Source organism: Salinisphaera hydrothermalis C41B8 (assembly GCF_000732535.1).
Classification (GTDB): domain Bacteria; phylum Pseudomonadota; class Gammaproteobacteria; order Nevskiales; family Salinisphaeraceae; genus Salinisphaera; species Salinisphaera hydrothermalis.
The window spans coordinates 60,382-87,255 of the sequence record NZ_APNK01000002.1; the positions used below are offsets into that span (position 1 = coordinate 60,382).

General features: G+C 65.4%; 22 protein-coding genes. 13 read left to right on the top strand and 9 right to left on the bottom strand.

What is annotated here, in order from left to right; genetic code table 11:
• Positions 1 to 6: 6 nt before the first annotated feature.
• The 6 genes from fabG to C41B8_RS01885 are packed head-to-tail and all read right to left on the bottom strand — an operon-like array spanning position 7 to position 6,024.
• Complete coding sequence (gene fabG / locus C41B8_RS01860) at positions 7 to 732, bottom strand: 3-oxoacyl-ACP reductase FabG (protein WP_037333297.1); 726 nt, start codon at positions 730 to 732, stop codon at positions 7 to 9.
• Positions 729 to 1,298 carry a DUF3261 domain-containing protein gene (locus C41B8_RS01865; protein WP_156962377.1) on the bottom strand — a complete coding sequence of 190 codons (570 nt, stop codon included), beginning with the start codon at positions 1,296 to 1,298 and terminating at the stop codon, positions 729 to 731. Before C41B8_RS01865 ends, fabG begins: the two co-directional genes overlap by 4 nt.
• Positions 1,295 to 2,533, bottom strand: coding sequence for an NAD(P)/FAD-dependent oxidoreductase (locus tag C41B8_RS01870; RefSeq protein ID WP_037333301.1), 1,239 nt, complete (start codon positions 2,531 to 2,533; stop codon positions 1,295 to 1,297). Before C41B8_RS01870 ends, C41B8_RS01865 begins: the two co-directional genes overlap by 4 nt.
• A 1-nt stretch (position 2,534) precedes the next feature.
• A complete protein-coding gene (locus C41B8_RS01875) occupies positions 2,535 to 4,934 on the bottom strand; it encodes an MMPL family transporter (protein ID WP_037333303.1) in 2,400 nt (799 codons plus the stop codon).
• A 2-nt stretch (positions 4,935 to 4,936) separates the two neighbouring features.
• Positions 4,937 to 5,587: an outer membrane lipoprotein carrier protein LolA gene (locus tag C41B8_RS01880; protein WP_037333304.1), complete on the bottom strand. Its 651-nt coding sequence runs from the start codon at positions 5,585 to 5,587 to the stop codon at positions 4,937 to 4,939.
• Between the two features lie 14 nt (positions 5,588 to 5,601).
• On the bottom strand, positions 5,602 to 6,024 hold the full coding sequence (locus C41B8_RS01885; protein WP_037333306.1) for an acyl-CoA thioesterase: 423 nt from the start codon (positions 6,022 to 6,024) through the stop codon (positions 5,602 to 5,604).
• A 317-nt stretch (positions 6,025 to 6,341) separates the two neighbouring features.
• Here C41B8_RS01885 and C41B8_RS01890 point away from each other — a divergent pair, with 317 nt between their 5' ends.
• From C41B8_RS01890 to C41B8_RS01925, 8 genes are all read left to right on the top strand, one after another.
• Positions 6,342 to 6,623: a phosphopantetheine-binding protein gene (locus C41B8_RS01890; RefSeq protein ID WP_037333308.1), complete on the top strand. Its 282-nt coding sequence runs from the start codon at positions 6,342 to 6,344 to the stop codon at positions 6,621 to 6,623.
• Between the two features lie 98 nt (positions 6,624 to 6,721).
• On the top strand, positions 6,722 to 7,345 hold the full coding sequence (locus C41B8_RS19240) for a COG4648 family protein (RefSeq protein ID WP_156962379.1): 624 nt from the start codon (positions 6,722 to 6,724) through the stop codon (positions 7,343 to 7,345).
• A complete protein-coding gene (locus C41B8_RS01900) occupies positions 7,338 to 8,657 on the top strand; it encodes an AMP-binding protein (RefSeq protein ID WP_037333311.1) in 1,320 nt (439 codons plus the stop codon). The genes C41B8_RS19240 and C41B8_RS01900 overlap by 8 nt, the downstream gene beginning before the upstream one ends.
• A complete protein-coding gene (locus tag C41B8_RS01905; RefSeq protein WP_051882732.1) occupies positions 8,650 to 8,952 on the top strand; it encodes a hotdog family protein in 303 nt (100 codons plus the stop codon). The genes C41B8_RS01900 and C41B8_RS01905 overlap by 8 nt, the downstream gene beginning before the upstream one ends.
• A complete protein-coding gene (locus tag C41B8_RS01910; RefSeq protein ID WP_051882735.1) occupies positions 8,945 to 9,880 on the top strand; it encodes an LpxL/LpxP family acyltransferase in 936 nt (311 codons plus the stop codon). Before C41B8_RS01905 ends, C41B8_RS01910 begins: the two co-directional genes overlap by 8 nt.
• 52 nt (positions 9,881 to 9,932) lie before the next feature.
• Entirely contained in the window at positions 9,933 to 11,117 is a 1,185-nt protein-coding gene (locus C41B8_RS01915; RefSeq protein WP_037333747.1) for a beta-ketoacyl-[acyl-carrier-protein] synthase family protein, read from the top strand.
• On the top strand, positions 11,117 to 11,902 hold the full coding sequence (locus C41B8_RS01920) for a beta-ketoacyl synthase chain length factor (protein WP_051882736.1): 786 nt from the start codon (positions 11,117 to 11,119) through the stop codon (positions 11,900 to 11,902). The genes C41B8_RS01915 and C41B8_RS01920 overlap by 1 nt, the downstream gene beginning before the upstream one ends.
• Before the next feature lie 23 nt (positions 11,903 to 11,925).
• The gene (locus C41B8_RS01925) at positions 11,926 to 12,348 is read left to right on the top strand and encodes a hypothetical protein (protein WP_232225970.1); all 423 of its coding nucleotides are present in this window, start codon (positions 11,926 to 11,928) and stop codon (positions 12,346 to 12,348) included.
• A gap of 475 nt (positions 12,349 to 12,823) precedes the next feature.
• On the opposite strand, the gene C41B8_RS01930 is transcribed toward C41B8_RS01925, so the two are convergent.
• Positions 12,824 to 13,495 (bottom strand): Bax inhibitor-1/YccA family protein, encoded by a 672-nt coding sequence (locus C41B8_RS01930; protein WP_037333316.1) that lies wholly within the window; start codon positions 13,493 to 13,495, stop codon positions 12,824 to 12,826.
• Between the two features lie 473 nt (positions 13,496 to 13,968).
• On the opposite strand from C41B8_RS01930, the gene C41B8_RS01935 reads away from it, so the two are divergent.
• The 3 genes from C41B8_RS01935 (at position 13,969) to C41B8_RS01945 (ending at position 19,566) form a co-directional block, all read left to right on the top strand.
• Positions 13,969 to 17,577, top strand: coding sequence for a response regulator (locus C41B8_RS01935; RefSeq protein ID WP_037333318.1), 3,609 nt, complete (start codon positions 13,969 to 13,971; stop codon positions 17,575 to 17,577).
• A complete protein-coding gene (locus tag C41B8_RS01940) occupies positions 17,574 to 18,422 on the top strand; it encodes a CheR family methyltransferase (RefSeq protein WP_037333320.1) in 849 nt (282 codons plus the stop codon). Before C41B8_RS01935 ends, C41B8_RS01940 begins: the two co-directional genes overlap by 4 nt.
• A 73-nt stretch (positions 18,423 to 18,495) precedes the next feature.
• Positions 18,496 to 19,566, top strand: coding sequence for a diguanylate cyclase domain-containing protein (locus tag C41B8_RS01945; protein WP_051882742.1), 1,071 nt, complete (start codon positions 18,496 to 18,498; stop codon positions 19,564 to 19,566).
• Between the two features lie 7 nt (positions 19,567 to 19,573).
• On the opposite strand, the gene C41B8_RS01950 is transcribed toward C41B8_RS01945, so the two are convergent.
• Entirely contained in the window at positions 19,574 to 19,870 is a 297-nt protein-coding gene (locus tag C41B8_RS01950) for an exodeoxyribonuclease VII small subunit (protein WP_051882744.1), read from the bottom strand.
• 565 nt (positions 19,871 to 20,435) lie between these two features.
• On the opposite strand from C41B8_RS01950, the gene parE reads away from it, so the two are divergent.
• Positions 20,436 to 22,346 carry a DNA topoisomerase IV subunit B gene (gene parE / locus C41B8_RS01955; RefSeq protein WP_037333322.1) on the top strand — a complete coding sequence of 637 codons (1,911 nt, stop codon included), beginning with the start codon at positions 20,436 to 20,438 and terminating at the stop codon, positions 22,344 to 22,346.
• A 191-nt stretch (positions 22,347 to 22,537) separates the two neighbouring features.
• Positions 22,538 to 24,760, top strand: a complete 2,223-nt coding sequence (gene parC, locus C41B8_RS01960; RefSeq protein WP_037333325.1) for a DNA topoisomerase IV subunit A — start codon at positions 22,538 to 22,540, stop codon at positions 24,758 to 24,760.
• A 49-nt stretch (positions 24,761 to 24,809) separates the two neighbouring features.
• Here parC and C41B8_RS01965 read toward each other — a convergent pair whose 3' ends face one another.
• Positions 24,810 to 26,864, bottom strand: coding sequence for an EAL domain-containing protein (locus C41B8_RS01965; RefSeq protein WP_037333328.1), 2,055 nt, complete (start codon positions 26,862 to 26,864; stop codon positions 24,810 to 24,812).
• Positions 26,865 to 26,874: the final 10 nt, after the last annotated feature.

Genomic DNA, 26,874 nt, shown 5'->3' on the forward strand with positions numbered 1-26,874 from the left:
GGGCCGTTAGCACAGCCCGCCGTTGACGGAGATCACCTGGCGGGTGATGTAGCTGGCATCCGGCGAACACAGGAACGACACGGCCGCGGCAACTTCTTCCGGGCGGCCCATACGCTGCTGCGGGATCATGGCCTTCAACTGGTCGGCGGGCAGGTCGCCCGTCATGTCCGTTTCGATGAGCCCCGGGGCGACGCAGTTGACGGTAATGCGCCGCTTGGCCAGCTCCAGCGCCAGGGCCTTCGTCGCGCCGATAATGCCGGCCTTGGCCGCGCTGTAGTTGACCTGGCCGCGGTTGCCCATCAGGCCGGCGATCGAGGCCAGCGAGACGATGCGCCCCGGGCGGCGGCGCTGGATCATCGGCATCACACAGGGATGGGCGACGTTGTAGAAGCCGTCGAGATTGGTGTCGAGCACGGCGTCCCAGGCTTCCTCGGTGAGCGCCGGGAACGCGGCATCGCGCACGATGCCGGCGTTGAGCACGAGACCGTAATAAGCGCCGTGCTCGGCGAGGTCGGCCTCGATCGCGGCGCGTGTCTCGGCGCGCTCGGCGCTGTCGAATCGCAGCATGCGCGCGTCGCGCCCGAGCGCGCGGATCGACTCGGCGACTTCGCGGGCGCTGTCTTCGCGCTGGCGATAGTGCACGACGATATCGAAGCCATCGCGTGCCAGGCGCAGGGCGATGGCGCGGCCGATGCCTCGGCTGGCGCCGGTGACGAGAATCGTGTCGCTCATGGTTTATTGGACGAGGCCGGGATGTTGAAAGCCAGAGGTTCGACGTCCAGCCGATAGCCGAGGCGCGTGTCGTAGATGGTCAGCCGGCTGTGCCACGGATCGCCGTTCGCGCGGTAGGCGATCCAGAGCAGGGTGTCGCCGCGCCACAGGGTGCGCGTATTACCGAGCTGTTGCAGGCGCACATCGGGATCGGTCAATGCCCCGCGCAGCGCCGGCAACGGCCAGTAAGCCAGCTCCAGGTCGGCCAGAATACGTTTGGCGGGAATCCGCTTGGCGGCCTGGAGTCCCCGCCCGCGCTCCACGGCATGGCCGTTCCAGCCGAGCGTGAATACGCGTTGGCCCATGGCCGACAGGCCGACCAGTGTGAGGTCGTCGGGCACCACCCGCAGGGCGACCTGCAGGCTGCGCGTATGGCCGCGGTAATGCACGGTCACCTGTTGCCGGGCTTCCACTGATTGGCCGAGCGCTGCCGGGCCGAGCGGCTGAATCAGAGGCTTGGGCATGCAGCCGCCGAGCGCGACCGCCAAGCCGACGATCAGCGGCGCGATGACAACAGTGCGCTTCATGCGGCCGGTGCGCACAGCCGGCACAACGTCTCCAGCCGGCGCTCCGGCACGGCCACGTACGGGTTGCTCGTATCCCAGACATAGCCGGCCAGGATCGAGCTCAGCATCGTACGGATGGTGGTATCCGGTGTCGGATTGAAAAACACATGCTTGAGCGTGCCGCGATACCAGGCCGAGATGAAACTGGTGAACACGCGCTGGCCGGCGCGGATCGGTGCTTCGAATTCGGTATCCCAATCGACATCGCTGCCGCGCAGCTGGGCGTCGATCGGGCCGACCGCGCGCAACGCCGATTCCAGCGCAATCGTGACGCCCGACGAGAAGATCGGATCGACGAAGCCAGCCGCGTTGCCGAGCAGGGCATAGTCGCGACCGTGGAGCGCGGCGATGTCGTAGGCATAGTTTTCGGTCTGGCCCACGCGGCTGTCGAACTCGGCATCCGCCAGCAGCCGCGCCAGCCGCGGTTCTTCGCCGATGGCCTGCTGCAAACGCTCGACGGGCGTGCCGTCGAGCCCGTGAAGCCATTCCGGCGGCCCGATGACACCGACCGAGGCCCGGCCGCCCGCCAGGCCGATGAGCCAGTACCAGACTTCCGGCTGGCTCGGATGAATACCGATCACGATCCGGTCGCGCTGATAGTCCGGCGCGTCGATATGATCCGCGACATGCGTGAACAGCGCAGCCCGCGGCGGTGCGCTGCCGGTTCGGTCGAGACCGAGCAGGCGCGGCAGCACGCGGGCAAAACCGCTGGCATCGCAGACGAAACGAGCGGTGAGCGCGGTGCGGGTATCGTCGTCGCCGACCACCGAGAGACGCGGCGCGCCGGGCGTTTCGAAATCCACCGACTCGACCGTCTGGCCGAAGCGAAGCGTGGCGCCGCGGTGTTCGGCCTCCAGCGCCAGCCGGTGATCGAAATCGGCCCGCAGCACCTGCCATGTCCAGGACCAGCCCGGCGTGAACTGGTCGTCGAAGGTAAAGCTGGTATCGCGATCATTCTCGGTGAACGTGACACCGCGTTTGATCTGATAGCCGGCGTGTTCGACCGCATGCAGCATGCCGGCATCGGCCAGCGCATCCATGCAGCGCGGCAACAGGCTTTCGCCCACGGCGAAGCGCGGGAAATGGCTGCGCTCGAGTACGGTCACGCGCCAGCCGCGATCCGCGAGCAGGGCGGCGATCGTGGCGCCGGCCGGCCCGGCGCCGATGACGGCGATATCGGTTTGTTCGGTATTCACGTCAATCGGGCCTCGATGTAGCGATGTCGGCCGCAGGCCTTCCGAGAAGAGAAGCTAGCAGGAAGGTGAAGGTCAGGCCCAGTGCCAGGGTCAGGCCGAACTCATGCAGCGCCGGGGTATGGCTTAGCCCGAGCAAGCCGAAAGCGAGCAGGGTGGTGGCCACCGACAGGCCCACGGCAAGCATGGCCGGCGCATGATCCGCCGGGGCGGTGCGCAGGAATATGCCGTAATCCGCGCCCAGGCCAAGCAGCAGAATCAGCGCGACGAGATTGAACAGGGCGAATGTGGCGCCGGTGGCGGCGAAGATCGCCAGCACGGCGATGCTCGCCAGCGCCGGCGGCAACAACAGGGCAAGCGCACCGCGCGCGCCGAACGCCCGCCATAGCACCAGCCAGGCGAGAATATATTCCAGCCCCAGCAGCCACGTCGCCAGGCGCCGATAATGCGCGAGCAGGCTGGATATGCGCGCCACGCTGTCGACGTACTCGGCGTTCGACTGGTTCGAGATAATCCGATGGAAACGAGCCGCGTCGTTGATCCGATCCACGCGGACGATGGCCGCGTCGCGGCCGTCGACCCGGCCCAGCCAGAGCCCGCGCAGGCCCAGACTGGCCGGGCTGGCCAGCCAGTCCGACAGGCTCAGCGTCCGGCCTTGGGCCGCGCTGAAGGCTTGTCGCGCCGCGGTGATCTTGTCCGGCTTGAATCCGGCCTGGGCAAGAATCTGTGTCAACGGCCCGTGGGGCGCATAGAGGCTTTCGGCCAGGCGGGCATAGTTGGCTTTTTGTGCGGCCACCGGCGGATAGGCATCGGTAATCGCGCGTACCGAGGCCGCCGGGTTGGGGCCGGCACGAAGCCGGTCCACCAATGTCGTTTCGGTGCTCAGCACCTGGGCCGGAGATTGCCCGGTCACCACCACGGCATGCGTTGATAGCGTACTGCCGAGCAGGTTAGCGACCTGGCGATCGGTTTTCAGCAGTTGCGGAGGCGGGTTGTAGAGCACACGCACGCTGTCGTCCGGCGAGAGTTGCCAGAGCGCGAAACCGCCGAGCACCACTGCCAGGCCGGACAGCCCGGCTACCAGCCGCCGCTCGTGGCCGATGACCAGCCGCGACGGGCCATGCGAGCGCCACAACCCGGCCAGCCGCAGGGCGCGCCCCGGACGCGGCGCCGGTCCGCCGGCCCCGGGCAGAAGCAGCAGCATGCCGAGCCAGCCGCCGATCAGCCCGGTCGCGGTGAATACCGCGATCTGGCGCAGCCCGGGGAAGGGCGCGATCACCATGCCGCCGTAGGCAATCACACTGGTGACGAGCCCGAGCAGCACCGGCCGGCGCACGCGCGCCAGAGCGGTGGCCGGGTCCGGCGTGGCCAGACGCTGGGCAAAGAAATGCAGGCAGTAGTCGATCGACACGCCGACCAGGCTGGTGCCGAACACGAGCGTCAGCATATGAATGCTGCCGAACACCAGGTCCGTGACCACGGCGGCGAGCACGATGCCGCCGCCGACCGCCGCCAGGCTGAGCACGAACGGGCGCACCCGCCCGAACGCCCAGAGCATGAGCGCGATGATGCCGATCAAAGACCCGCTGCCGATCACCGACATTTCGAATTTGGCGCGCTTCGCGGCGACGGCGGCATGACGAACCACGCCGGAGATCCGAATCGTCGCCGCGGGCGCTGCGGCTCGGGCGGCCGCCCGGGCTTGCTTGAGGGCGGCCGTGGCCTGGCTTTCGCTGGCCAGCGAGAACGGGTTGTGCCGGGTTTCGGCGAACATCACGTCGATGCGCCGGCCCTGCTTGTCGACGACATAGAAGGTGCCGTCGCCGGCGATACGCAGATTCGGCGCGGGGTTGGGCAAGGTGGCGCGCTGATAAGCCTCGGCCAACCCGAACGGATCGTCGACGAAACGACCGCCGCCGCCGACACCCAGGCCATAAAGCCGGCCCTCGGCACGATTAGTGAAATATTCACGGGCGCGCTCGGCTTTCTGACTACCAGCGGGCGCCTTCGCCAGCGTGGCCAGCGCCTTGGCATCGGCGGGGGCCAGCAGATGGAAGCGATGCTTGAAATACAGCTGCGTCAGATGCTTGCGCTGGCCGTTGCTGAGCGCATCGTCGGCGCGCGCGATCACCTGATCGAACGCCGGGCTCGCCGACAGCACGCCGGCCATCGCCTGCATAGCCTTCTGGCGATGGGCTTCGGTATCGCCCGACAACAGAACCGTGACCCGGCGTTGGCCGAAGGTGGACATGCGATGTACCGTCGCATTGACCAGAGCATCGTGTTGCGGTGTCGGCAACAGCGCCATCAGATCGGTACGAACGGTCAGCCGGCCGGTCGCGGCCAGGCCGGCGAGGATGGCGCCCAGCGCGATGACGCCAAGCAACCAGAGCGCAGCGCGCACTCTCAATGCGAGAAAGCGCGCCGTTCGGCGGGCGTCAGGTCTTGGGCGCTATGGGGCGCAGGCTGCAGATCGATGACGCTGTAATCGCCACCCGGCTGATCGATGCGGATTTGGCGTACGGTTTTATCGTCGCCACTGAGCTTGAGCCGGGTGATGAACTGTTTCACCGCGTCGGTTTTCGGCGTGAGCACGAGCGTCGCGTTCTTGGCGTCAGCCTTCGGGCGCTGGATGTCGAAATACTGCGACAGTTGATCGGTATTGCCCTGGAACACCGCGAGCAGGATGGACGCTACGGCGCCGAGCGCCGGTTGCTGTTCGGCGCTGATATGGGCGGTCTGCTGGCCCTGGCTGCGCTCGGTCAATGCCTTTGGCGTGATGACGAGCGTACTCTTGACCGGCTTTTCGACCTGCCACAGCAGGCCGCGATCACGATCCACCACATAGCGCCCGCGCGATACCAGCGGCTGATCGAGCTCGGCCAGATGTTTGTGCTGGACGAATCGGCCGCGCAATACATGGCCCGATGTTTCGCTGCCGAGCGCCGGCATGTCGCGGTGGGCCGTGGATGCAGCAACCGCCACGGTGGTCGTCGCGCATAGCGCAAGCAACAGCGCGGTCACGAGATAGGTCATACAGCGAGGCACGCGGGTCATCGCGGGGTCTCCGTCTACGAACGCTGGGCGAAACGCGCGAGCGCGGCGCGCACGGCATCCGGGGTGTCCGGGTAGCGTTGTCCCGACTCGATCTCCACCGGCACCTGAAGGGTGCTGCCCCGCGCCAGACTCGCGCCTGAATCGCGATCGCGTACCCGGTAGGCGATGCGCAGCTGCTGGTCCCAGCGCTTGAGGGTAGCCGTCACGCGAACCCACTGCTTGAAGGTCAGCGAGCGCATGTAGCGCACACGCAGATCGACGATCGGCCAGGAGAAGCCGGACGCGGCCATGGCGTCGTAATCGTGGCCGAGCTCTTCCAGTAGCTGGCAGCGCGCCAGCTCGAAGTACTTGGCATAGTGGCCGTGCCACGCGATATGCATCGAGTCGACGTCGAAAAAAGGGACCTGGAACTCGATTTGGCTGCGGTGTTCGATCACGGTTCAGGACGAATAAACGAAAATCCAGCAGCGCTCACCGCCGATCACCCCGTAGCGACGGGGCGGGCATCGGCGTTTAAAAGCAGTGTGTATCGCACGGCGCCGCCTCGTGGGGCGGATAATGGACGCGCAGGGCCGGCATGTCGATACCTCGACGCGGGATGAATCGAACCCGGGGTTCGTGGACAATAGGCAGGCTGACCGCCGCGAATGGCCCGCATCGCCGGGCAAGGCCGGGCGCGCGGCCGCCCCGGGCGGACGGAAAACGCGCACGCCAGGCAGCGCGTGCACGGCAGTACAACAACGAGTGAAAGACTATGAATGAGCAAAGCGATCTCGAGCGCGATGTCGCACAGCTGCTGGTCACGTCCCTGGACCTGGAAGATGTGACCGCGGCGGAGATCGAACCGACGGCGCCGCTGTTCGGCCCGGAAGCCGACAGCCTCGGGCTCGACTCCATCGATGCCCTGGAAATCGCGCTGGCCGTGAACCAGGCTTATGGCATCGAACTACGCGCCGACGACGAAGCCAACAGCCGCATATTCGCCACGCTGCGCTCGCTGTCGGCGCATATCGAGCGCGAACGCGCCGCGGCCTGATCTTTTTGTGGCGATCCACGGGCGATTCATGACATGCGATCCGGCAGTGCCCGCCATTTCGTCAGAGGCAGCGCCACGCGCGGCGGGGCGCTGAGAACATGGGCCGTTTCGGTTGGATGGCCGGCGTCGTGCCGTTGCTGTATCCGGTGCTTGTTCATGCCGCGGTGGTAACGGGATCGCCGGATCTGCGTTTTCTCGCGCTCGCGGTTCTGGTGGTGAACGTGCTCGGACCATGGCTGGTTCGGGGCCGTGTCACGGCCTGGGGCGTGGCGATCGTGCTCATCGCCGCGGCGGCCCTGGCCGTTCACACGGCGGGCGCGCTGATATTCTTCTATGCCACGCCGGTGCTGGTCTGCATCGCGCTCGCCTGGTTCTTCGGGCGTACGCTGCTGGCGGGGCGTACGGCGCTGATCACGCGACTGGCCCGCGCGATTCGCGGTCCGCTGCCGAGACCGGTCGCCCGGTACACGCGCGCCGTGACGGTGTTCTGGTGCGCGACCATGGCCGTCATGGCGGTTGTGAATCTGGCGCTGGCGGTGTTTGCGCCCGTGGAGTGGTGGTCGCTATGCACGAATTTTCTGAATTACGCGATTGTCGGCGTGCTGTTCATGGCCGAATGGTTCGTCCGTCAGCGCGCCATCGGTGAGTACGAAGACATGAGCTGGCGCCAATACCTGACCGCGCTGCGACGCGTCGATTACCGCACGCTTGGCCATGGTTGATTCGAGTACCCCACTGATTGCCGATTATCATCCCGGGCGCCCGTTCGCCTGGCGTGACGGCGAGCCCGTGCCCGCCGGTGTCGCGCTTGCCGACATCAAGGCGGTGGCCGCGGCGCTCTCCGGACGCAAGGCGTTGTTCAACCTCTGCGACGATCGTTACCTGTTCACGGTCGCATTCGCCGCCGGTTGCTGGGCGAACGCATTGAACCTGTTGCCGCAGACGCGCCAACCGGTGGCGCTGACGCGTATTCGCGAGCGCTATCCGGATGCCGTGGCCATCGACGATGCCTGGGTTGCGGCACGGCTCGGCGCGCGGTCGCCGATTGCCGATCCGCCTCCCCGAATCGCGGCCCAGCAGGCCGTGGCGGTGGTGTTCACGTCCGGCAGTACCGGCGAACCCGATCCGCAGCTCAAGCGCTGGCGCGATCTGGCGATCGGCAGCAATCTGTTACGGCAACGGTTTTTCCCCGAGGACAGGGCGATGAACATCGTCGCCAGCGTGCCGCCCCAGCATATGTACGGGCTGGAGAATTCGGTACTGCTGGCGCTGCACGGCGGCTTTGCCGCGGCCAGCGCGCGCCCGTTCATGCCGTGGCAGATCGCGGATGCGCTGGCCGGGCTGCCAGCGCCGCGGACGTTGTTCACGACGCCGATCCAGCTCAAGGCCTGTCTCGATGCCGCGGTCGATCTGCCGCGTGTGACGCGCATCATCTCGGCCACGGCGCCGCTTGCCATCGAGCATGCCCAGTCCGCCGAGCGCCGCTGGCAGACCGAGGTCTATGAAATCTACGGCAGCAGCGAGACGGGCAGCATTGCCAGCCGGCGACCGGCCGCCGAGACGTCCTGGCAGCTCTACGACGGCTTGTGCGTCGACCCGGCCGCGCAGCCGGTGGTCCGCGGCGGTCAGCTGCCGGAACCAGTGGCGCTGGAAGACGCGCTGGAGCTGATCGACGCCACGCGATTCCGGCTCATCGGCCGCTCGGCGGATCTGCTCAAGGTAGCGGGGAAGCGTATCTCGCTGGCGGAACTCACCGCGGCACTGCTCGCCATCGACGGCGTGGACGATGCGGTGGTGTTCAATCCGCCGGAGGCGTCGGCGTCCGGGCGGCCCACGGCGCTCGTGGTTGCGCCCGGCTGCAGCACGCGTGCACTCGGGGCCGAACTGGCCCGTCGCGTGGACCCGGTGTTCGTGCCGCGGCCCCTGGTGAAGGTAGAGCAGCTCCCGCGCAACGAAATGGGCAAGCTGGCGCGAGCGGATGTAATCGACGTGTGGCGCGCTGCGCGTTCGCCCCGGAGCATGGTACGTGGCTGACCACGTATTCACGATCGATACCGGGCATTGCTGTCTGGACGGGCATTTCCCGGACGCGCCGATCGTGCCCGGCGTGGTGCTGCTCGACCATGTCATTCGCGCGGCGGCCGAACGCTACGGCGGGCGCCTGCGCCGCATCGTGCGCTGCAAGTTCGTCGCGGCATTGCGCCCGGACGAGGCGTGCTGCATCGAACTCGCGCCGAAATCCGCGTCGCGGCTGCAGTTCGTCTGTAACGGGCCCGACGGTTGCGTGGCGATGGGCGTGATCGAGTGGAGTACGCCGATCGATGGCTGAAGCCTGGACCGAACGCGGCGAACGCAGCCACCGTTTCATGTTTCATATGATCGCCTGGGTCGCAAAGCGGCTCGGGCGGGGCGCAGCGCGCGCGCTGCTGCATCTCGGGGTGGCGTATTTCATGCTGGCCGCCCCGGCGGCGCGTCGTGCGTCGCAGGATTATCTGCGGCGCGTGCTCGACCGTCGGCCGCGCTGGGCCGACACGTACCGCCATATCTATACCTTCGCGACGGTGTTTCTCGACCGCATGTATATGGTGGGCGGCGCGGAGTCGCCGCTGTCGGTCACGTCGCACGGGGTGCAGTCGTTTCGCGACTGCATCGACCGAGAGCAGGGCGCGTTGATCATGGTTTCGCATCTCGGCAGCTTCGAGGCCCTGCGCGCGCTCAGCGGACGGCGCGACGACCTGACCGTGCGGATTCTCATGAACTGGGCCACCGGCGCCAAGATGAACGCGGTGCTGCAGAAGCTCGACCCGAGCTTCGCCGATCGTGTGATCGATACCTCGACCTCCGATTTCGACCGCGTGCTCAAGGTCAAAGCCGCGCTGGACCGGGGCGAGATGGTGGGGATCATGGCCGACCGGCACCACGCGGGCGAGCGCACGCTCGACTGCGATTTCCTGGGCGGTACCGCGCCGTTTCCTTTATCGCCGTGGCTTCTGGCGGGGATGCTGGGCGTGCCCGTATTTCTGGCGTTCGGCGTCTACCGCGGCGACCGCCACTACGATCTGTACTGCGAGCGGTTCAGCCCCGGCCTGTCGTGGCCCCGGGGGGAACGCATGACACGCGCTGGTACCTGGGCTCAGGCCTACGCCGATCGGCTGGCTGAGTATGCCCGCCAGGCGCCGTACAATTGGTTCAACTTCTATCAATTCTGGCACGAGCCCGCGGCCGACGAGCGGCGGGCCGGTGGATCGAGCGAATGAACGACAGGCTGTCGCGCATGACCGCGAAGACTCTGTGGCGGAGCGACGTGCAGTGAAACCTCTGGCTATCCATGCGTATACCGCAACCACGGCGCTGGGCGCCGGGCGCGAGGCGCTGTGGCGGGCCCTGCGCGAACAGCGCAGCGGTCTCGAGCCCTGCGATTTCGAAGACGCCGATCTGGCGACCTGGATCGGGCGCGTGCCCGGTTGCGAGGACGTGGCGCTGCCCGCGCCGCTGGCCGACTGGATGTGCCGCAACAACCAGCTTGCCGAGCTGACGCTGCAGCAAGACGGCTTTCTCGACGCGGTCGAACAGGCGCTGACACGGCACGCGCCGGAGCGCATCGGCCTGTTTCTGGGCACCAGCACTTCGGGTATCCGCAGCACCGAGCGCGCCTATCGCGAAGTGGTCGACGGCCGGCTACCCGACTGGTTCTCGTTCGAACACACGCACGATTATTTCGCGCTATGCGGCTATGTACAGCGCCGGCTCGGGCTGGCCGGCCCGGCGCTGACCATATCCACCGCCTGTTCGTCGAGCGCCAAGGTGTTTGCCTCCGCGGCACGTTCGATCGCCGCCGGATTCTGCGACGTGGCCGTGGTCGGCGGCGTCGATAGTCTGTGTCTGACCACGCTCTATGGGTTTGCCTCCCTGCAGCTGACGTCGCCGGAGCCGTGCCGGCCCTGGGACGCGCAGCGCAGCGGGATCTCGATCGGCGAGGCCGGCGGTTTTGCGCTGGTCGGCCCGATCGACGAGGGCGATAGCGGCACCCGGGTGATCGGCATCGGCGAATCGGGCGATGCCTACCACATGGCGGCCCCCGAGCCGGACGGTCGCGGCGCGGCGCTGGCCATGCGTCGCGCGCTCGCCAGCGCGGGCGTGGCCGCCGACGCGGTGGATTACATCAACCTGCATGGCACCGCGACGCCGGCCAACGATCAGGCCGAGGACCGCGCGGTGGTCGATGTGTTCGGTGCGTCCACGCCGGCATCGTCCACCAAGGGCTGGACGGGGCACACGCTGGGCGCGGCCGGCATCGTGGAGGCGGTGGTGGCATGCCTGGCGCTCGAGCACGATTATCGCCCCGCGACCCTGAATACCCGCGAGGTAGGCCGCGAGTTGAGTTGTCGCGTGCTGACCGCGCCGGAGCCGGGCGGGGTCAAGCGGGTGCTGAGCAACAATTTCGGCTTCGGCGGCAGCAACTGCAGTCTGCTGCTGGCCGGCGGAGCGGCCTGATGCAGCGCGCGTATCTCCACGGGCTGGGCATCGCCGCACCGGGGCTCGAGGATTGGGGCGCGGCGCGTGCGGTGCTGTCGGGCGAAACCGACTATACGTCCGAGCCGTTGACCCCGTTTCGTACCAAGCTGTTGCCGCGCAATGAAGCACGGCGGGCGGGCGCAGCGGTGCACCTCGCATTCCGGGTCGCCGAGCAGGCGTGCGCCGAGCGTGATGCCTCGACGTTCGCGGCCGTATTCTCGTCCTCGGCGGGCGACATCGACATTGCCGATCAACTCTGTATGGCGGTCAATGCGCCCGAGCGGGCTATTTCGCCGACCCGGTTTCATAATTCGGTGCACAACGCGCCTGCAGGCTACTGGAGCATTGCCACTGGCGCGCGCGAACCCGCAACGAGCCTCTCGGCCGGCCCGGGAGGGTTCATGGTCGCGTTGTGCGAAGCCTGGGGCCTCCTGGCGGAATGTGGAACGCCGGTCCTGTTGGTCTGCTACGACATGGACGGCAGCGGCATGCTGGCCGAGGCCCGGCGCGATATCGGCGCGACGTTTGCCATGGCCTGGCTGCTCGATACCCATGCCGACGGGGCCATAGCCGTGCTGGATCGACCGCAGCCGACCAGCGCCGGTCCGACGCCCGTGTCGATTCCCGCGCTTGAGCATCTGCGCCGCTTGAATGCGAGCGCACGCAGTTTGCCGTTGTTGGCCGCTCTGGCGGCCCGCCAAGCAGCGGCGCCGGTAATCGCATCGGAACAAGGGCATTGGCGGGTGCCCCTTACACCGTTGTGAGGGGCCTGAGCTTGGTTGATCTCGTGCCTCATGCGGGCGCGATGTGCCTACTCGATGAGGTGGTCGCCTGGGAGCCCGAGCGTATCCTCTGCCGCAGCGTGCTGAACACGCTGGAGGCCCATCCGTTGGCTGATCGCGGCGTACTGCCGTTGACGGCCCTGGTGGAATACGCCGCCCAGGCCACGGCGGCGCACGGTACGCTGTTGGCGCGTGACTCGGCCGGTGGTGCCGGGTCGCCGACGCCCGGCCGGCTCGTCGGCCTGCGCGATATTGAATTCCCCGCCGATGAATCGACGCTCGCCGCACCGACGACCCTCGATGTGCATGTCGAACGTCTGATGGCCGACGCCGGCGGGTCGATCTATGCGTTCCGCGTCGTCGAAACCGGGCGCGATCTGGTTCGCGGACGCGTGATGATTCGGACCGTGACGGACGAGATCGTGTAGATCCGAAACGCCTGTCCGGGCCGGTGCCATGAAAAGATGCTTCGCGGATTCCCGGCGCAATGGCGTACTGCGACTTCTTAGAGGGCTCTTAGCGGGGCTGCTGCAAAACCGGGTCATGGCTACAGCCGGATGGTTCGATGGGCCGCGGTGCCACGGTTTACTGAATACGCCAAGCCCTGATACGCCGTGTCGGTATTCCAGCCGGATGCGCTTCTCTTGGTTACATCTGTTGAGCAAGCAAGAAAAGCGATTCGCGCCGCCGCGCGAAACCAGAGGTTGGCGAAGAGCCGCAGGCGAGACTGTCCGAGTGCAAGGTCGGCGGTGCTGACCCAGTGCGTGGCTTAGCCGGATCTACCCATGCCTGAACCGCCGGGACTCGCCGGCGTCATGGCCGGGTAATCCGCGATTAACCTAAAAAAGCCCGGCCATCTTCGATGGCCGGGCTTCGGTTCGGTCAATCAGACTGCGGCCGGTCTCAGTCGTCGCCGGCGAACACGCCGAGCAGCTGTAGCAGACTGAGGAACAGGTTGTAGATCGTCACGAACAAGGTGAGCGTGGCTCGAATATAGTTCGTTTCGCCACCGTGGATGATCTCGCCGGTCTGATACACGATCAGCCCGCTCATCAGCAGCACGAACATCATCGACACCGCGAGCGACAACGCCGGGATCGAGAACAGCACGGCGATCAGGCTCATGACGAAGGCGACCAGAATGCCCATGGTCAGCATGCCGCCCCACTGACTGAAGCGCTTGCCGGAAACCAGGGCGTACCCCGACATGCCGACAAAGATCGCCCCGGTGCCGCCCATCGCCATGGTGACCAGCTGTGCACCGTTGGAGAAGTGCTGCAGATACATGTCGATGATGGGGCCGATCGTATAGCCCAGGAAACCCGTGAACGCGAATATCGAGAGCAGGCCCCAGCCGCTGTTAGCCGTCGCCTGGACGAGAAACATCAGCCCGAACATGCCGACCAGCGTAATGATGAAGCCGGGGGCCGGCAGATGCAGCGCTGCCGTGGTCCCGGCAACGGCCGCCGAGAAAAGCAGCGTGGCCGACAGCAGCATGTAGGTGTTGCGCAGCACGCTATTGGTGGCTAGCGCGGTCTGCGCACGTGCGGTATAGGTCGAATTTTCGACGCTCATCGAACTACCTCGTTATCAACTTCCGGCAATGCTAAAGGCTTTGAGTGTTTCGTACGAGCACCGCGTTGGCCCAACCTCCACCCCAGGCGCCCGACGATCACGCCATGTTTATCGTGGCTCGTCTGCTCGCCTGGCGTGTTTTAAGGACGCGCTTAACGCGGCTCTTACGAAATTCTAACAAACCCTAGCATGCCGACCGGGGAGTGTCATCTTTGCGTGGCAAATGCATCGAAAATGCTACATCTGCCCGCGCATATGAGACCTTGGCAGGAGCACAAAGTTGCGTGCCGCCAATGATAAATTTAGCCGGCGCCACTTTTCCGGCGGGCGCCAGAGCTCCCATGGAAAGCGGCCGCGCCCAGGGGGCGTATGTCACGCTGCGCGGGCTCAAGTTCGTGGCGAGGGGGCCGATCTTATATATTTTAGGTGTAGCTGCCAGCGGAGCGCGTGTGTTCCGGAGGGTGGGGGAAATAGTGGAACGGCATCAAACGCCGGCGGGAGCGTTCGGCCGCCTTCTGGGTCGACTGTCTATCCGTCGCCAGATGATCGGCGCGGTTACGCTGATCATGGCGCTGTTTGCGGCATCTTGCGTGATCAGTCTGATCGCCTTGGATCGCGTGAACCAGGCGCGCCTGAGCGCAGGCCAGTCACACGGTTTGCTCGCGCGTTCGCAGGCGCTGGAGCAATCGATCACCAGCCAGGAATCCGCTTTGCGGGCCTATGTGTTGACCGGGGCGAAACGCTACGAAGAACAGCTGCATGACGCCAATGCCGCGGTCGAGGACGATCTGCATCGGCTGCAGGATGCGGGCGTAGGCGAGCGCAGTAAGGAAGACCTGCTCGAGAAGATCGACCGACTCGAGTCGCGCTGGCAGGCCCAGGTGGCGGAAGCCGTACTCGCGCGGGTCGATACCGGCGCCGTCGCCTCGGCGCGGAAAATGCTGGCCAACGGCGCCAGCGTTGCTTATCTCGATCCCATACATTCGGCACTGGCGGATTATCGTAAGCAGCTGACCGAGGAGCTGGCCGAGCGCAACGCCGATGTTGCCCGCCGCCAATGGATCGCGGATTCCACCGTCATTGGGTTGCTCGTGATCGGCTTGCTGATCGGGCTCGCTACGGTTATCGCGGTCCGTCGGCGCATCGCGGGCCCGCTGTCGGAATTGACCGATGTGACCCGCCGTCTTGCCGAGGGCCAACGCAATGTCGGCGTCCGCTTCCTGCACCGGGGCGACGAGATCGGGGCGATGTCGCGTGCGCTGGAGACCTTTCGCCGCATCATTGTCCGCCAGGATCGCGATTACTGGATCCGTGATCATCGCGGCCGGATCACGGCCATGCTGTACCGTTGCGAGGACGACCAAGAGCTGGGGCGACACTTGCTCAACGAGCTGGCTCCGCTTCTGCATGCGGGTTATGCGGCCGTATTCACGCGCGCCTCACTGGAAGAGGACACGACCGACTTCCGGCTATTGGCCGCCTATGGCTACGCCCCGGAGGCCGAGCAGCGTTTCGCGCCGGGCGAAGGGCTCGTCGGCGCCGCGCTGGAAACACGGCGGCCAGTCGAACTGACCGATGTGCCAGACGACTATATCCCGATTCGATCGGGGCTCGGACAGGCCCAGCCGAAGATTCTGCTGGTCGCGCCGGCCGTGATCACCGAGCAGCCGGTTGCGATCATCGAACTGGCTTTGTTTCATCCGTTGACGGAAACCGAGCGCGAACTGCTGGATTCGCTCTTGCCGAACATCGGCATGGCGGTTCTGACGCAGATGCGGGCCCGGCGAACCACGGAATTGCTGGCTCAGAGCCGCACGCAAGCCGAGGCGCTTCGGCGTTCCGAAAAACGGCTCTCGGAGCAGCAGGATAGCCTCAAGCGCGCCAATACCGAACTGCGCGCTCAGAGTGAGGAATTGTCGTCACAGGCGGCCGAGCTACGAGCCTCGGAAGAGGAGCTCAAATCGCAGGCCGATGAATTGCAGGCTGTGAATGCGAGCCTGCGTGAACAGCAGGACGAGCTGTCCGCATTGCATGCGCAGGCCGAGGAACGCGCCGAGGAACTGGAGCAGGCGAGCGCGTATAAATCCGATTTTCTGGCCAACATGTCCCACGAGCTACGCACGCCGCTGAACAGCCTCCTGATTCTGTCGCGTAGCCTGGCGGACAACGAATCCGGAAACCTCGACGACGACGAGGTCGAGGCCGCTCGTATCATTCAGGATGCGGGCACCGGCCTGCTGACGTTGATCAACGATATCCTGGATCTGTCGAAGATCGAGGCCGGGAAGATGCGGATTCTGCCGGAGCGGCTGGATACGGCCGATTTCGCTGAGCGCATCCGTCGTCAGTTCAGCCACATGGCCGCCTCCCAGGGCTTGCAATTCGAACTCGAGCAAACGACCGACGCGCCGGACTACGTGATAACCGATGGCGGCAAGCTCGAACAGATCGTACGCAATCTCGTCGGCAACGCGATCAAGTTCACCCATGAAGGCGCGGTGCGGGTCCGGATCATGCGACCCGCCGCTGACGTCGAGCTTTCTCGCGAGGGTTTGACCCGTGAAAACGCGCTGGCCATCGTGGTCAGCGATGACGGCGTGGGCATTCCCTCGGATCGGCTCGACGGTATCTTTCATGCCTTCGAGCAGGTCGACGGCAGCAGCAGCCGTCGTTATGGCGGCACCGGACTGGGCTTGTCGATCACTCGCCAGCTCGCCGAGTTGCTGGGCGGCGAAGTCATGGTCGAGAGCACGTTGGGCGAGGGCAGCCGCTTCACGGCCGTCGTGCGTACGGACCTCAGCCCCGTCGAGCCCCCTTCGGCTGGCGACGCCGACAAGGATGCGTCGGGCGTGGAGGCCAATGATCAAACGCCATCCCGCCGTCCGCGGCGCCGTGCCCGCGCGGCCGGGCAGCCGCCGCGCGTGCTGGTGGTAGACGACGACAACGCGTTTGCCAACATCGTCTGCCGCACGGCGCGAGAGCGCGGGTTTGATGCCGAAGCCGCCGCCGATGGCCCCCGCGCGCTGGACGCCATCGCCGCCCGCCGCCCGGACGCGGTCGTTCTCGATCTGGGGCTGCCCGGCGAACTCGATGGCTGGGCGGTGCTGGATCGGCTCAAGGCCAACCCCGATACCCAGGACATCCCGGTCCATATCGTATCCGCCGCCGACGATACCGGACGCTCGGTTGGCGCCGGTGCCGTGGGTTATCTGCGCAAGCCCGTCACGCGTGAAAATTTGGACACGCTACTGGCGCGGGCGGAAACCCTGTCCGGCCGCAAGACAAGGCGTGTGCTGGTGGTCGATGACGACCCGGAGGCCCATGTGGCGGTGGCGCGCCTGCTACGCAGCGAACGGGTGGAAACGGTGGCGGTCGCTTCCGGCGAGGCGGCTCTGTCGAGGCTCGATCGCGAAAACTTCGATTGTCTGGTCCTGGATCTCAAGTTGCCGGACACGTCGGGTTTCGATCTGCTCGACACGATCACGGCACGCCGCGATGCGCCTCCGGTCGTGGTGTATTCCGCGCGCGATCTTACGGCCGAAGAAACCGAGCGTTTACGGGATCATACCGACAGTATCGTGATCAAGGGAACGCACGCGCAGGATCGGCTGCTGGATGAAATCTCGTTGTTCATGCACCGGCTGGCGCCGTCCAACCCGCCGGCGAGTCCCAGTCTGGCGACGCCGACCGGCGATGACGGCGGGCCCGCTATGAACGGCGTACGGGTGCTGCTGGTCGACGACGACATGCGCAATACCTTTGCGCTCTCGCGCATGCTGCGCGGCCACGGTGTCGAGGTGGTCATGGCAGCCGATGGCACGAAGGCGCTCGATCGCTTGGCGGACATGGAACGTCTCGACCTGGTGCTGATGGACATCATGATGCCGGGCATGGACGGGTACGAGACGATCCGCGCGATCCGTGCCGGAGCGGATCATCCCAGGGTGCCGATCATCGCGCTGACTGCCAAAGCCATGAGCGGTGATCGTGAGGCCTGTCTTGCCGCCGGTGCCGACGCGTACCTGTCCAAACCGCTCGATGTCGATCACCTGCTGGCCGAAATGCGGACGTTGCTGTCGTGAGCGATCCGGCAACTACGGAGGACCGCGCGCTGGATCTGTTCGTGCATGCGTTGAAGATGTGCCACGGCTACGATTTTTCCGACTACGCCCGGGCATCGCTCAAACGGCGCGCCGAGCAGTTGGCCGCCGACTTGGGTGAGCCCGGTATCGGGCATCTGATTCCACGTCTGATCTACGAACCCAGCCTGTTGGGTGACGTGATCGCGCGGTTGTCCGTGCCGGTGTCCGACATGTTTCGCGATCCGGAAGTATTCGCGGTGCTGCGCGAGCGAGTGCTGCCGGTGCTGGCGTCCTACCCGCGGGTGAATATTTGGCAGGCAGGTTGCGCCCAGGGCGAGGAGGTATATTCCACCGCGATTCTGGCCGAGGAGGCGGGATTGCTGCCGCGCAGTCGTTTCTATGCTACCGATATCAACGATCAGGCGTTGGCGCGTGCCTCCGAAGGAATCTTTGCCGCGCGACGGGTCGACGGTTTTGCGACGAACTACGATCGCGCCGGCGGTCGCCACGATTTCGCGGATTATTACCGGAGTCGCTATGATCTGATTCGGATGCGGCGAACGCTGCGTGAGCGTGTCGTGTTCGCTCACCACAATCTAGTGACCGACGGCGTGTTCGCGGAAACCCACCTGATCATGTGCCGCAACGTACTGATCTATTTCTCGCAAGCGCTCAAGGAGCGCGTTCTACGATTGTTTGCCGACAGCCTCGTCCGCGGCGGCTATCTGGTCCTCGGGACGCGCGAAACGTTGCAGTTTTCGGCGCTAGCGCCTTACTTCGAGGTGGTGAGCGAGCCGCACCGGATTTATCGCCTCAAGCGGGAGCGATCGATACATCGTGTTTGAACGACGTACGGCTCTTGGGAATGCGGCAGGCGGGCGAGCGCCGGTGGCCTCGTATCAGGGGTAGGGAGTATGGATGTCTGATTCCTCGAATGACGACCCGGCGCCTTCCAAGGTTCTGGTTGTCGACGATCTTTATGCCAACCGCGTTGCCCTGCGGCGGGTGCTCCAGCGCATCGACGTTGACGTGGTGGAGGCGGGCAGTGGCAACGATGCGCTTGCCGCATGCCTCGACCACGAGTTCGCGCTGATTCTGCTCGACGTTCAGATGCCGGACATGGACGGCATGGAAGTGGCCGAACTGCTCAACGGCGAGGAATCGACGCGCGACACGGCGATCATCTTCGTCACCGCGGGCTCCAGTGACGATATGGACCGGCTCAAGGGTTACCGGCTCGGCGCGGTCGACTACATCACCAAACCGATCGACGAACGGCTGTTACAAGCCAAGGTTTGCAACTTCGTCGAGCTGTACGACAGTCGTCGAGCATTGCGTCGAGCCCGTGACGAGCTCGATGCGGTGAATAATCAGTTGCGTGGCGAAATCGAAATCCGCCGTAGTGCTGAAGCACGCGCTCAGCACTTGGCAACACACGATGCGCTAACGGGACTGCCCAACCGCTTGTTGTTCGTGGATCGTCTGAGCAGCATGACCAAGCGGGCTCGACGACGCGCCGGCCGCTTCGCCATCGGTTATATGGACCTGGATGGCTTCAAGCCGGTCAACGACGCCTACGGTCATCGCGCCGGCGATGTCGTGCTCGAGCACGTGGCGCGACGGCTCGAACAGACGCTGCAGGATGTCGATACCGCGGCGCGCTTCGGCGGCGATGAGTTCGCCCTACTGATCGAAGACATCGACTCCGAACAGGCCTGCCTTTCGCGTTGTCAGGATGTGCTCGAGGCGGTATCGGCACCGATCGCGGTGCCGACCTCGACCGGTCACATCGAGGTCGAAATCAGTGCCAGCCTGGGTATCGCGTTTTACCCGGAGCACGGCAACGACGTGGATGAGCTGATGCACAACGCCGATTCGGCGCTTTATCGCGTCAAATACGAAGGCAAGGCGAGCGTACGCTTGTTTCAATCGCACGACGATGCACGGCCCATGCCCATCGGCGGCCAGAATCATCGTCTAATACAGTGAGTCGACGTCAGTCCGCGGTATCGACGGGTCCCGAGAACGGCTCTACCCGTTCTTCCGGGGCCTGACCTACCAGTTGATCGACCCGAAGCTCGGCGCTCTTGAGCATGGTCTGACATTGGCGCGCCAGGGTGACGCCCCGCTCGAACTTGGCCAACGCTTGTTCCAGACTGATGTCGCCGGCCTCGAGTGACTCGACCAGCGATTCCAGTTCGGCGACCGAGCTCTCGAAGGCCGCCAGGGGTGGGGCATCGGCACCGGTCTCGGCTTCGGCGGCTGGCGTTTTGTCGGTTGGGGCTTTACTCATGATTGGCGGCATCCGGCGGTTACAGCGAAAGTGTAGGGTGTGGCGTCGTCCGACGCGAGGGCTATCCCGGCCCGGTTGCATCGGTCGGCTCGCGCCCGGTCGCCCGTAGTGTCGGCGATTGCTCGGCTGGGTCAACGTGCTAGCGCGTGTTGAGGTTTGGTGCGAGCGCCGCGTTGGCGTCCGCAAATCGTGTCCGGCAAGGCGCGAGTCGCCGCGTCGTGGCGTGCCACGGCCCAGACTCGCAACGCCGCCGGGCGCCCCTGGTTAGTTTTTTATGGGCGGCCCAACCCTTCGGGACAAGCGCCCACAAATTAACGACACGGCGGCAATCCAGCGTTATAGCTCTCTCGCGTAGAACGACTACGCCACGTTCGCTACGCCTCGTCTTGCCGCCCTTGGTTAATTTTCAGGGAGCGCTTGGCGCGGACTCGAACGAAACCTCAACACGCCCAGGGACGCCACGCCCGGTACGCCAAGCCGTGGTCTCCGGCGCGTCATCTTGCCACGGTCCGGCCAAACGCTTAACGTGCCGGCCGGTACGAAACTGCTTTTTTCCGAGGCGTGGATGGCCAGTCAATACGATGCCGCCGATATCGAAGTCCTGACCGGGCTGGACCCCGTTCGCAAGCGACCGGGCATGTATACCGATACGGCGCGGCCGAACCATCTGGCCCAGGAAGTCATCGACAACAGCGTGGACGAAGCGCTGGCCGGCCACGCCAAGGCGATCGACGTTACGCTGCACGCCGATGGCAGCCTTTCGGTCGTCGATGACGGTCGCGGCATGCCGGTGGATACGCATAGCCAGCATGGCGTGTCCGGCGTTGAACTCATCCTCACGCGGCTGCACGCCGGCGGCAAGTTCTCCAACAAGCAGTATCAGTTCTCCGGTGGCCTGCACGGCGTCGGCGTGTCGGTCGTCAATGCGCTGTCCACCGAGCTGGTCGTCCAGGTCTGGCGCGGCGGCAAGCATTACGAGATGCGTTTCGCCGGCGGCGAGAAGACGCAGCACCTGACCGAGATCGGTAGCTGTGCCAAGTCGAAGACCGGCACCATGCTGCGGTTCTCCCCGGACGATCAGTATTTCGACAGCCCGCGTTTTGCTACCGGTCGGCTCAAGCATTTGCTGCGAGCGAAGGCCGTGCTGTGCCCGAACCTCAAGGTGCGTTTCGTCGATGAAGCCGCCGAGGAAGATATCGTCTGGCAATATGCCGACGGCCTGGCGGATTACATGGCCGATGCGCTGGAGGGCGTGGAAACCATCATCTCGCCCGCCTTCACGGGCGGCGAGAACGAGGGCTCCCAGGCGGTCGACTGGGCGCTGACCTGGGTTGCGCCCGATCAGCCGGGCGTGGACGCGGTGGCCGAATCCTACGTCAACCTGATTCCGACCGCCGCGGGCGGCACGCACGTCAACGGTCTGCGCTCCGGGCTGACCGAGGCGGTGCGTGAATTCTGCGAATTCCGCAATCTGTTGCCCCGTGGCGTGAAGATCGCGCCGGAAGACGTCTGGTCCGGCTGTACTTATGTGCTGTCGGTGAAGATGAACGAGCCGCAGTTCTCGGGCCAGACCAAGGAACGCCTGTCCTCGCGCGACATCAGCAGTTTCGTCTCGGGCGCGGTCAAGGATGCTTTCTCGCTGTGGCTGAACCGTCACGCCGAGACCGGCGAGATGCTGGCCCAACAGATCATCGGCAACGCTCAGGCACGGGCGCGCTCGGCCAAGAAGGTCAAGCGCAAGAAAGTCACCCAGGGCCCGGCGCTGCCCGGCAAGCTCACCGACTGTGTGACCGACGATCCCGCCCGCTCCGAGCTGTTTCTGGTCGAGGGCGACTCGGCCGGCGGCTCGGCCAAGCAGGCGCGCGATCGCAACTTCCAGGCGGTGATGCCGCTGCGCGGCAAGATCCTGAACGCCTGGGAAGTGGAATCGGCCGATATCATGGCCTCGAACGAGATCCACGATATCTCGGTGGCGCTGGGGCTGGACCCGGGGTCGGACAACCTGGAGCGTCTGCGCTATCACAAGGTCTGTATTCTGGCCGATGCCGATTCCGACGGCATGCACATTGCCACCTTGCTGTGTGCGCTGTTCGTGCGCCATTTCCGACCGCTGGTCGCGCGCGGCCATGTGTTCGTTGCCATGCCGCCGCTGTTTCGGATCGACGCCGGCAAGGAAGTGTTCTATGCCCTGGATCGCGACGAGCGCGACGCCATCATCAAGCGGCTTGAGAACGAGAAGAAAAAGCGCAAGATCAGCGTGACCCGCTTCAAGGGTCTCGGCGAGATGAGCGCACTGCAGCTGCGCGAAACCACCATGGCGCCCGACACTCGCCGCCTGGTCCAGCTCGGCATTGAGCGGACCGACGATGCCACCAAGAGCGTCGACGAACTGCTCGACATGCTGCTGGCGAAAAAGCGGGCGGCCGATCGCCGCGAATGGCTCGAAGCCCGTGGCCACGAGGCCGAGGTGGATTAGTGATCTTTGGCCTGAAGTCAGTCCGCAAATGAACGCCAATGCGCGCAAATAAGCCAAAGCGGCTAGGCTGCATGAGGCGGCTCGCGACGAGACACGACCACCGGCCCGCATGCCCGACGATACATCGCACCCTTTGCGGCTGTGCGCGTTGATTTGCGGACCGCCAAAGTAACGAACAGACAATCTTGCCCATGGCCACAACTTTCGAACACGACAGCGAGCGCCTGCCGCTCAACGCCTTTGCCGAGAAGGCGTATCTCGATTACGCGATGTACGTCATTCTCGATCGTGCATTGCCGCATATCGGGGACGGGCTGAAACCGGTCCAGCGGCGCATCGTATATGCCATGTCCGAGCTCGGGCTGTCGGCGGTTTCCAAGCCGAAGAAAGCCGCGCGCACGGTTGGCGACGTGATCGGCAAGTTCCATCCGCATGGCGACTCGGCCTGCTATGAAGCCATGGTGATCATGGCGCAGCCGTTCACCTATCGTTACCCGCTGATCGACGGGCAGGGGAACTGGGGCACGGCGGACGATCCGAAATCGTTCGCGGCCATGCGCTATACCGAATCGCGTTTGACGGCGTATGCGGCGACGCTGTTGTCGGAGCTGGACCAGGGCACGGTCGACTGGCAACCGAATTTCGATGGCACGCTGGACGAACCGGAGACGCTGCCCGCGCGTCTGCCGAACGTGTTGCTCAACGGCGGCACCGGCATTGCCGTCGGCATGGCCACCGATATTCCGCCGCACAATATTCGCGAGGTCGTGGACGCGACCATCCATCTGTTGCACAACCCGGATGCCGATGTCGACGCGCTGATCGAACATCTCCCGGCGCCGGATTTTCCGACCGGGGCCGAGATCATCACGCCGGCGACGGAAATCCGGCAGCTGTATGCCACGGGCAACGGCCAGATCCGCGTGCGGGCGACCTACACGGTCGAATCGGGTGAGGTCGTCATCAACGAGCTGCCGTACCAGACCTCCGGTGCGAAGGTGCTGGAACAGATCGCGGCCCAGATGACGGCCAAGAAGCTGCCGATGGTCTCGGATCTGCGGGACGAGTCCGACCACGAGAACCCAACGCGGCTCGTGATCGTGCCGCGCAGCAACCGGGTGGATATCGAAGCGATGATGGCGCATCTGTTCGCCACCACCGGGCTTGAGAAGAACGTGCGCGTCAATCTCAACGTGATCGGGCTGGACGGCGCGCCGAAGGTCAAGAATCTACGCGATCTGCTATCGGAATGGCTGACCTATCGCACGAACACCGTCACGCGGCGACTCGAACACCGGCTCGACGCGGTCACCGACCGGTTGCATATCCTCGAGGGCCTGCTCGTTGCCTATCTGAACATCGACGAGGTGATTCACATCATCCGCACCGAGGACGAGCCCAAACCGGTGATGATGGATCGTTTCTCGATCACCGACGTCCAGGCCGACGCGATCCTCAATCTGCGTCTGCGGCACTTGATGAAGCTCGAAGAGTTCAAGATCCGCGGTGAACAGGAGGAGCTGGAGGACGAGCGCGCCAAGCTGGAAGCCATACTCGGCTCGAAAGCCAAACTGAACCGGCTGATTGCCGACGAATTGACGGCCGATGCCGAGCAGTACGGCGACGATCGCCGCAGTGCACTGGTGGAGCGCAATCAGGCCAAGGCGCTGTCGGAAGCCGATCTGATGCCGAGCGAGAACATCACGGTGGTGCTGTCGCGTGAAGGTTGGATCCGCTCGGCCAAGGGCCACGACGTCGATGCCATGGGCATGAACTATCGGACCGGCGATGAATATCTCGCCGACGCGCCGGGCCGTTCAAACGAGACGTTGATTGTGGTCGATTCAACCGGCCGCAGCTACAGCATGGCCGCGCACAAGCTGCCGTCCGCGCGGGGCCAGGGTGAGCCGCTGACCGGCTCGCTGTCGCCGGCCGACGGCGCGCGTTTTGTCGGCGTGGCGATCGGCGGCGAGGATCTGACCTGCGTGCTGGCGTCGACGGCCGGCAACGGTTTCGCGACGACGCTCGCGGATATGGCCAGCAAGCAGAAATCCGGCAAGGCCACGCTCACGCCCGGAAAGGGCGCGACCGCGCTTGCGCCCACCACGGTTGCCGGGGACGACCCGGAAGTGTGTGTGGTCACCACCGCGGGCCAGCTGCTGTGTCTGTCGCTGGAGGAATTGCCGAAGCTTGCCAAGGGCAAGGGCAACAAGCTGATCGCCCTCAAGGCCGGGGAGGCCGTGGTCGCGATCCAGGCGGTTTCCGGCGATCAGACGCTGGTGATTCATAGCGGCAAGCGCCATATGACGCTCAAGCCCGCCGAACGCGATGCCTATCGCGGCCCGCGGGCGTCGCGCGGCAAGCGGCTGCCGCGTGGTTTTACCCAGGTCCAGCGGTTGTCGCGCCAGTCGTAAACGCGCTCTGCGCTTGTCGGTTTGGCAGGCGAGGCGCGCGCCTTCGAGATCAGCCGATCGTTTCGCCGTGCTGGAGGGCGGCCGGGTCGGGCTCCTGAATGAAGTGGCCCTGGACGTAGTTGACGCCGGCCTGCCAGAGGCGCGCCATGCTCGCGGCGTCCTCGATGTGCTCCGCGATAAGCGGGATACGGTGTTCGCGGGCAAAATCGACGACGCGCTGCAAGCGGGCGTCCTCGCTGTTCTGCTCGGCCAGTTGGCGCGCGAACGCCGGGGCGAGCTTGACGAACGACAACTCGAGGTTTTCCAGCATCGCCGCATGGCTGCTCGATTCGCCGAAATGGGTAAGCGCGAAGCGATAGCCCAGACGGTCGAGTTCGCTGGCCAGTCGGCGCGTGGCGGCCACATGCGAGCGCGCATCGGTTTCGCGCACGCAGAACACGATCTGCTGCGGATCGATGGTGGCCATGGTTTCGTCCGCGGCCAGCCATTGAGTGAAGGTGGCGCCGTCTTCGAGCGTGGCGGCGGACAACTTCACGAATAACGCGAGTTCGACGTCGCGCGCGGCCTGTTCGGCGATCACGCGAGCCGCCCGGCGCGCCACCCAGCGGTCGATTTCCGGCATCAGCCCCGCCTGCTCGGCGGTCGGCAGGAAGTTGCCGGGCATGATCATGCCGTCGTGATCGTCCACGTAGCGCAACAGGACATCGTAGTAGCGCCGGTGGTCGCCGGCCAGACTGGTCACAGTCTGAAACGCCAGCCGGAAACGATCCGATGCCAGCGCCTGTTCAAGCCGCGCCCGCCAGGCGTCGGAACCGGCCTGGGCATCGGCCAGCGGGTCGCCCTCGCATTCGCGGAAGGCGTCGCCGCCGGTGTCGCGCAGGCGATAACCGGTATCGACCAGCTGCTGCAGCCGACGATCGTTGCTCGCGGAATCGGCGCCGAGCATGATCGACGACACACTTGCGGTGACGTGCACGGACCGTTGATGGGTGCCGAATTCGGTATCGCCGATCGCTCGGACCAGGGCTTCGGCGATGGCCGGAATTTCGGCCGGGGCGCCGCGCTCCACCGAAAGTACGAACTCGCCCACGGCAAAACGGAAACAGCGATCGCTGTCGGCGAGGTTGTCGATGAGAAAGAGGCTGATTTCCTCCAGCAACTCGTCGGTGCTGGCCAGGCCGAACTGTTGCTGCAGGGCGGGTACGCCGTCGATGGCCACGAATACCAGGCCACGCAGCCGGCCGGTGTCCGACCAGCGGCTGATGCTCGCAAGATGCCGGTGCAGCGCCATGCGCGCATCGGCGGTGGGGCTGGCGCCCAGCATCGGAACGCTCGTGGCCTCGATCGGGGCCAGTGACAGCCACTGGCTGCGGTCGGCGCCGGTGTACAGATGGGCCGAAAGCGGGTGCGTGGCGCCGGCGCTTGCGCGGCGCAGGATGACGCCGCGGCCCGTCGGCCTCTGGGGATCGTCAAGCCGGGTCTGGGCGGCCGCCAAACGGGCGGCGTCGCCCTTGGACAGCCAGCTGCCAAGGGCCTGACCGTTGATTGCTTCGCTGGATTCGGCGCCGATCAGGCGCGCGAAATCGGGCGTCGCGCCGACCAGCATGCCGCCATCCAGACGGGCCCGGGCCCGTTCGCCCTGTTGCTCGAATTCGGCCAGCCGGCGGCGATCGATGGCCACGTCGAGCGCGCGCAGCAAGCGCGCGTCGATCAAATCGGCTTCCTCGTCGGTATCGATGCGTTGGCAGACGCCGGCGCGGATACAGGCCCCGCGCGGCGGCAAACGCATTTCGGGGCCGACCACCACCAACGGGACGTTGCCCGCTTTTTCGATGCGCTGGATCAGCGTGGCCGTATCGAAGCGATCGCCTTCGCTGCACACCAGCGCCAGCAGAGCAACCGGCGGATGTGTGTTGGCGACGGCGTCGTCGAACGCAGCGAACGTCTGGCTGCCCCAGTCGGGCGGCGCCAGGGTATGCAGACGCGCAGCGAGCCGGCGGCTTGTTTTGTCATCGCCCCCGATCACCGCGATCAGCGCATTGGCATTGGCGCTGTCATTGCTCGCGCTCAGGCGATATTCGTTGCTTGCGTCGGCAATAGCCATGTGTAACAGC

Excerpts from the sequence above, each read along its gene's own strand:
- C41B8_RS01880 (WP_037333304.1), bottom strand. The coding sequence starts at position 5,587 with ATGACCCGCGTGCCTCGCTGTATGACCTATCTCGTGACCGCGCTGTTG.
- C41B8_RS01945 (WP_051882742.1), top strand. The coding sequence starts at position 18,496 with ATGTCTGATTCCTCGAATGACGACCCGGCGCCTTCCAAGGTTCTGGTT.
- C41B8_RS01950 (WP_051882744.1), bottom strand. The coding sequence starts at position 19,870 with ATGAGTAAAGCCCCAACCGACAAAACGCCAGCCGCCGAAGCCGAGACC.
- C41B8_RS01930 (WP_037333316.1), bottom strand. The coding sequence starts at position 13,495 with ATGAGCGTCGAAAATTCGACCTATACCGCACGTGCGCAGACCGCGCTA.
- fabG (WP_037333297.1), bottom strand. The coding sequence starts at position 732 with ATGAGCGACACGATTCTCGTCACCGGCGCCAGCCGAGGCATCGGCCGC.
- C41B8_RS01910 (WP_051882735.1), top strand. The coding sequence starts at position 8,945 with ATGGCTGAAGCCTGGACCGAACGCGGCGAACGCAGCCACCGTTTCATG.
- parC (WP_037333325.1), top strand. The coding sequence starts at position 22,538 with ATGGCCACAACTTTCGAACACGACAGCGAGCGCCTGCCGCTCAACGCC.
- C41B8_RS19240 (WP_156962379.1), top strand. The coding sequence starts at position 6,722 with ATGGGCCGTTTCGGTTGGATGGCCGGCGTCGTGCCGTTGCTGTATCCG.
- C41B8_RS01965 (WP_037333328.1), bottom strand. The coding sequence starts at position 26,864 with ATGGCTATTGCCGACGCAAGCAACGAATATCGCCTGAGCGCGAGCAAT.
- C41B8_RS01920 (WP_051882736.1), top strand. The coding sequence starts at position 11,117 with ATGCAGCGCGCGTATCTCCACGGGCTGGGCATCGCCGCACCGGGGCTC.
- C41B8_RS01900 (WP_037333311.1), top strand. The coding sequence starts at position 7,338 with ATGGTTGATTCGAGTACCCCACTGATTGCCGATTATCATCCCGGGCGC.
- C41B8_RS01890 (WP_037333308.1), top strand. The coding sequence starts at position 6,342 with ATGAATGAGCAAAGCGATCTCGAGCGCGATGTCGCACAGCTGCTGGTC.
- C41B8_RS01865 (WP_156962377.1), bottom strand. The coding sequence starts at position 1,298 with ATGAAGCGCACTGTTGTCATCGCGCCGCTGATCGTCGGCTTGGCGGTC.
- parE (WP_037333322.1), top strand. The coding sequence starts at position 20,436 with ATGGCCAGTCAATACGATGCCGCCGATATCGAAGTCCTGACCGGGCTG.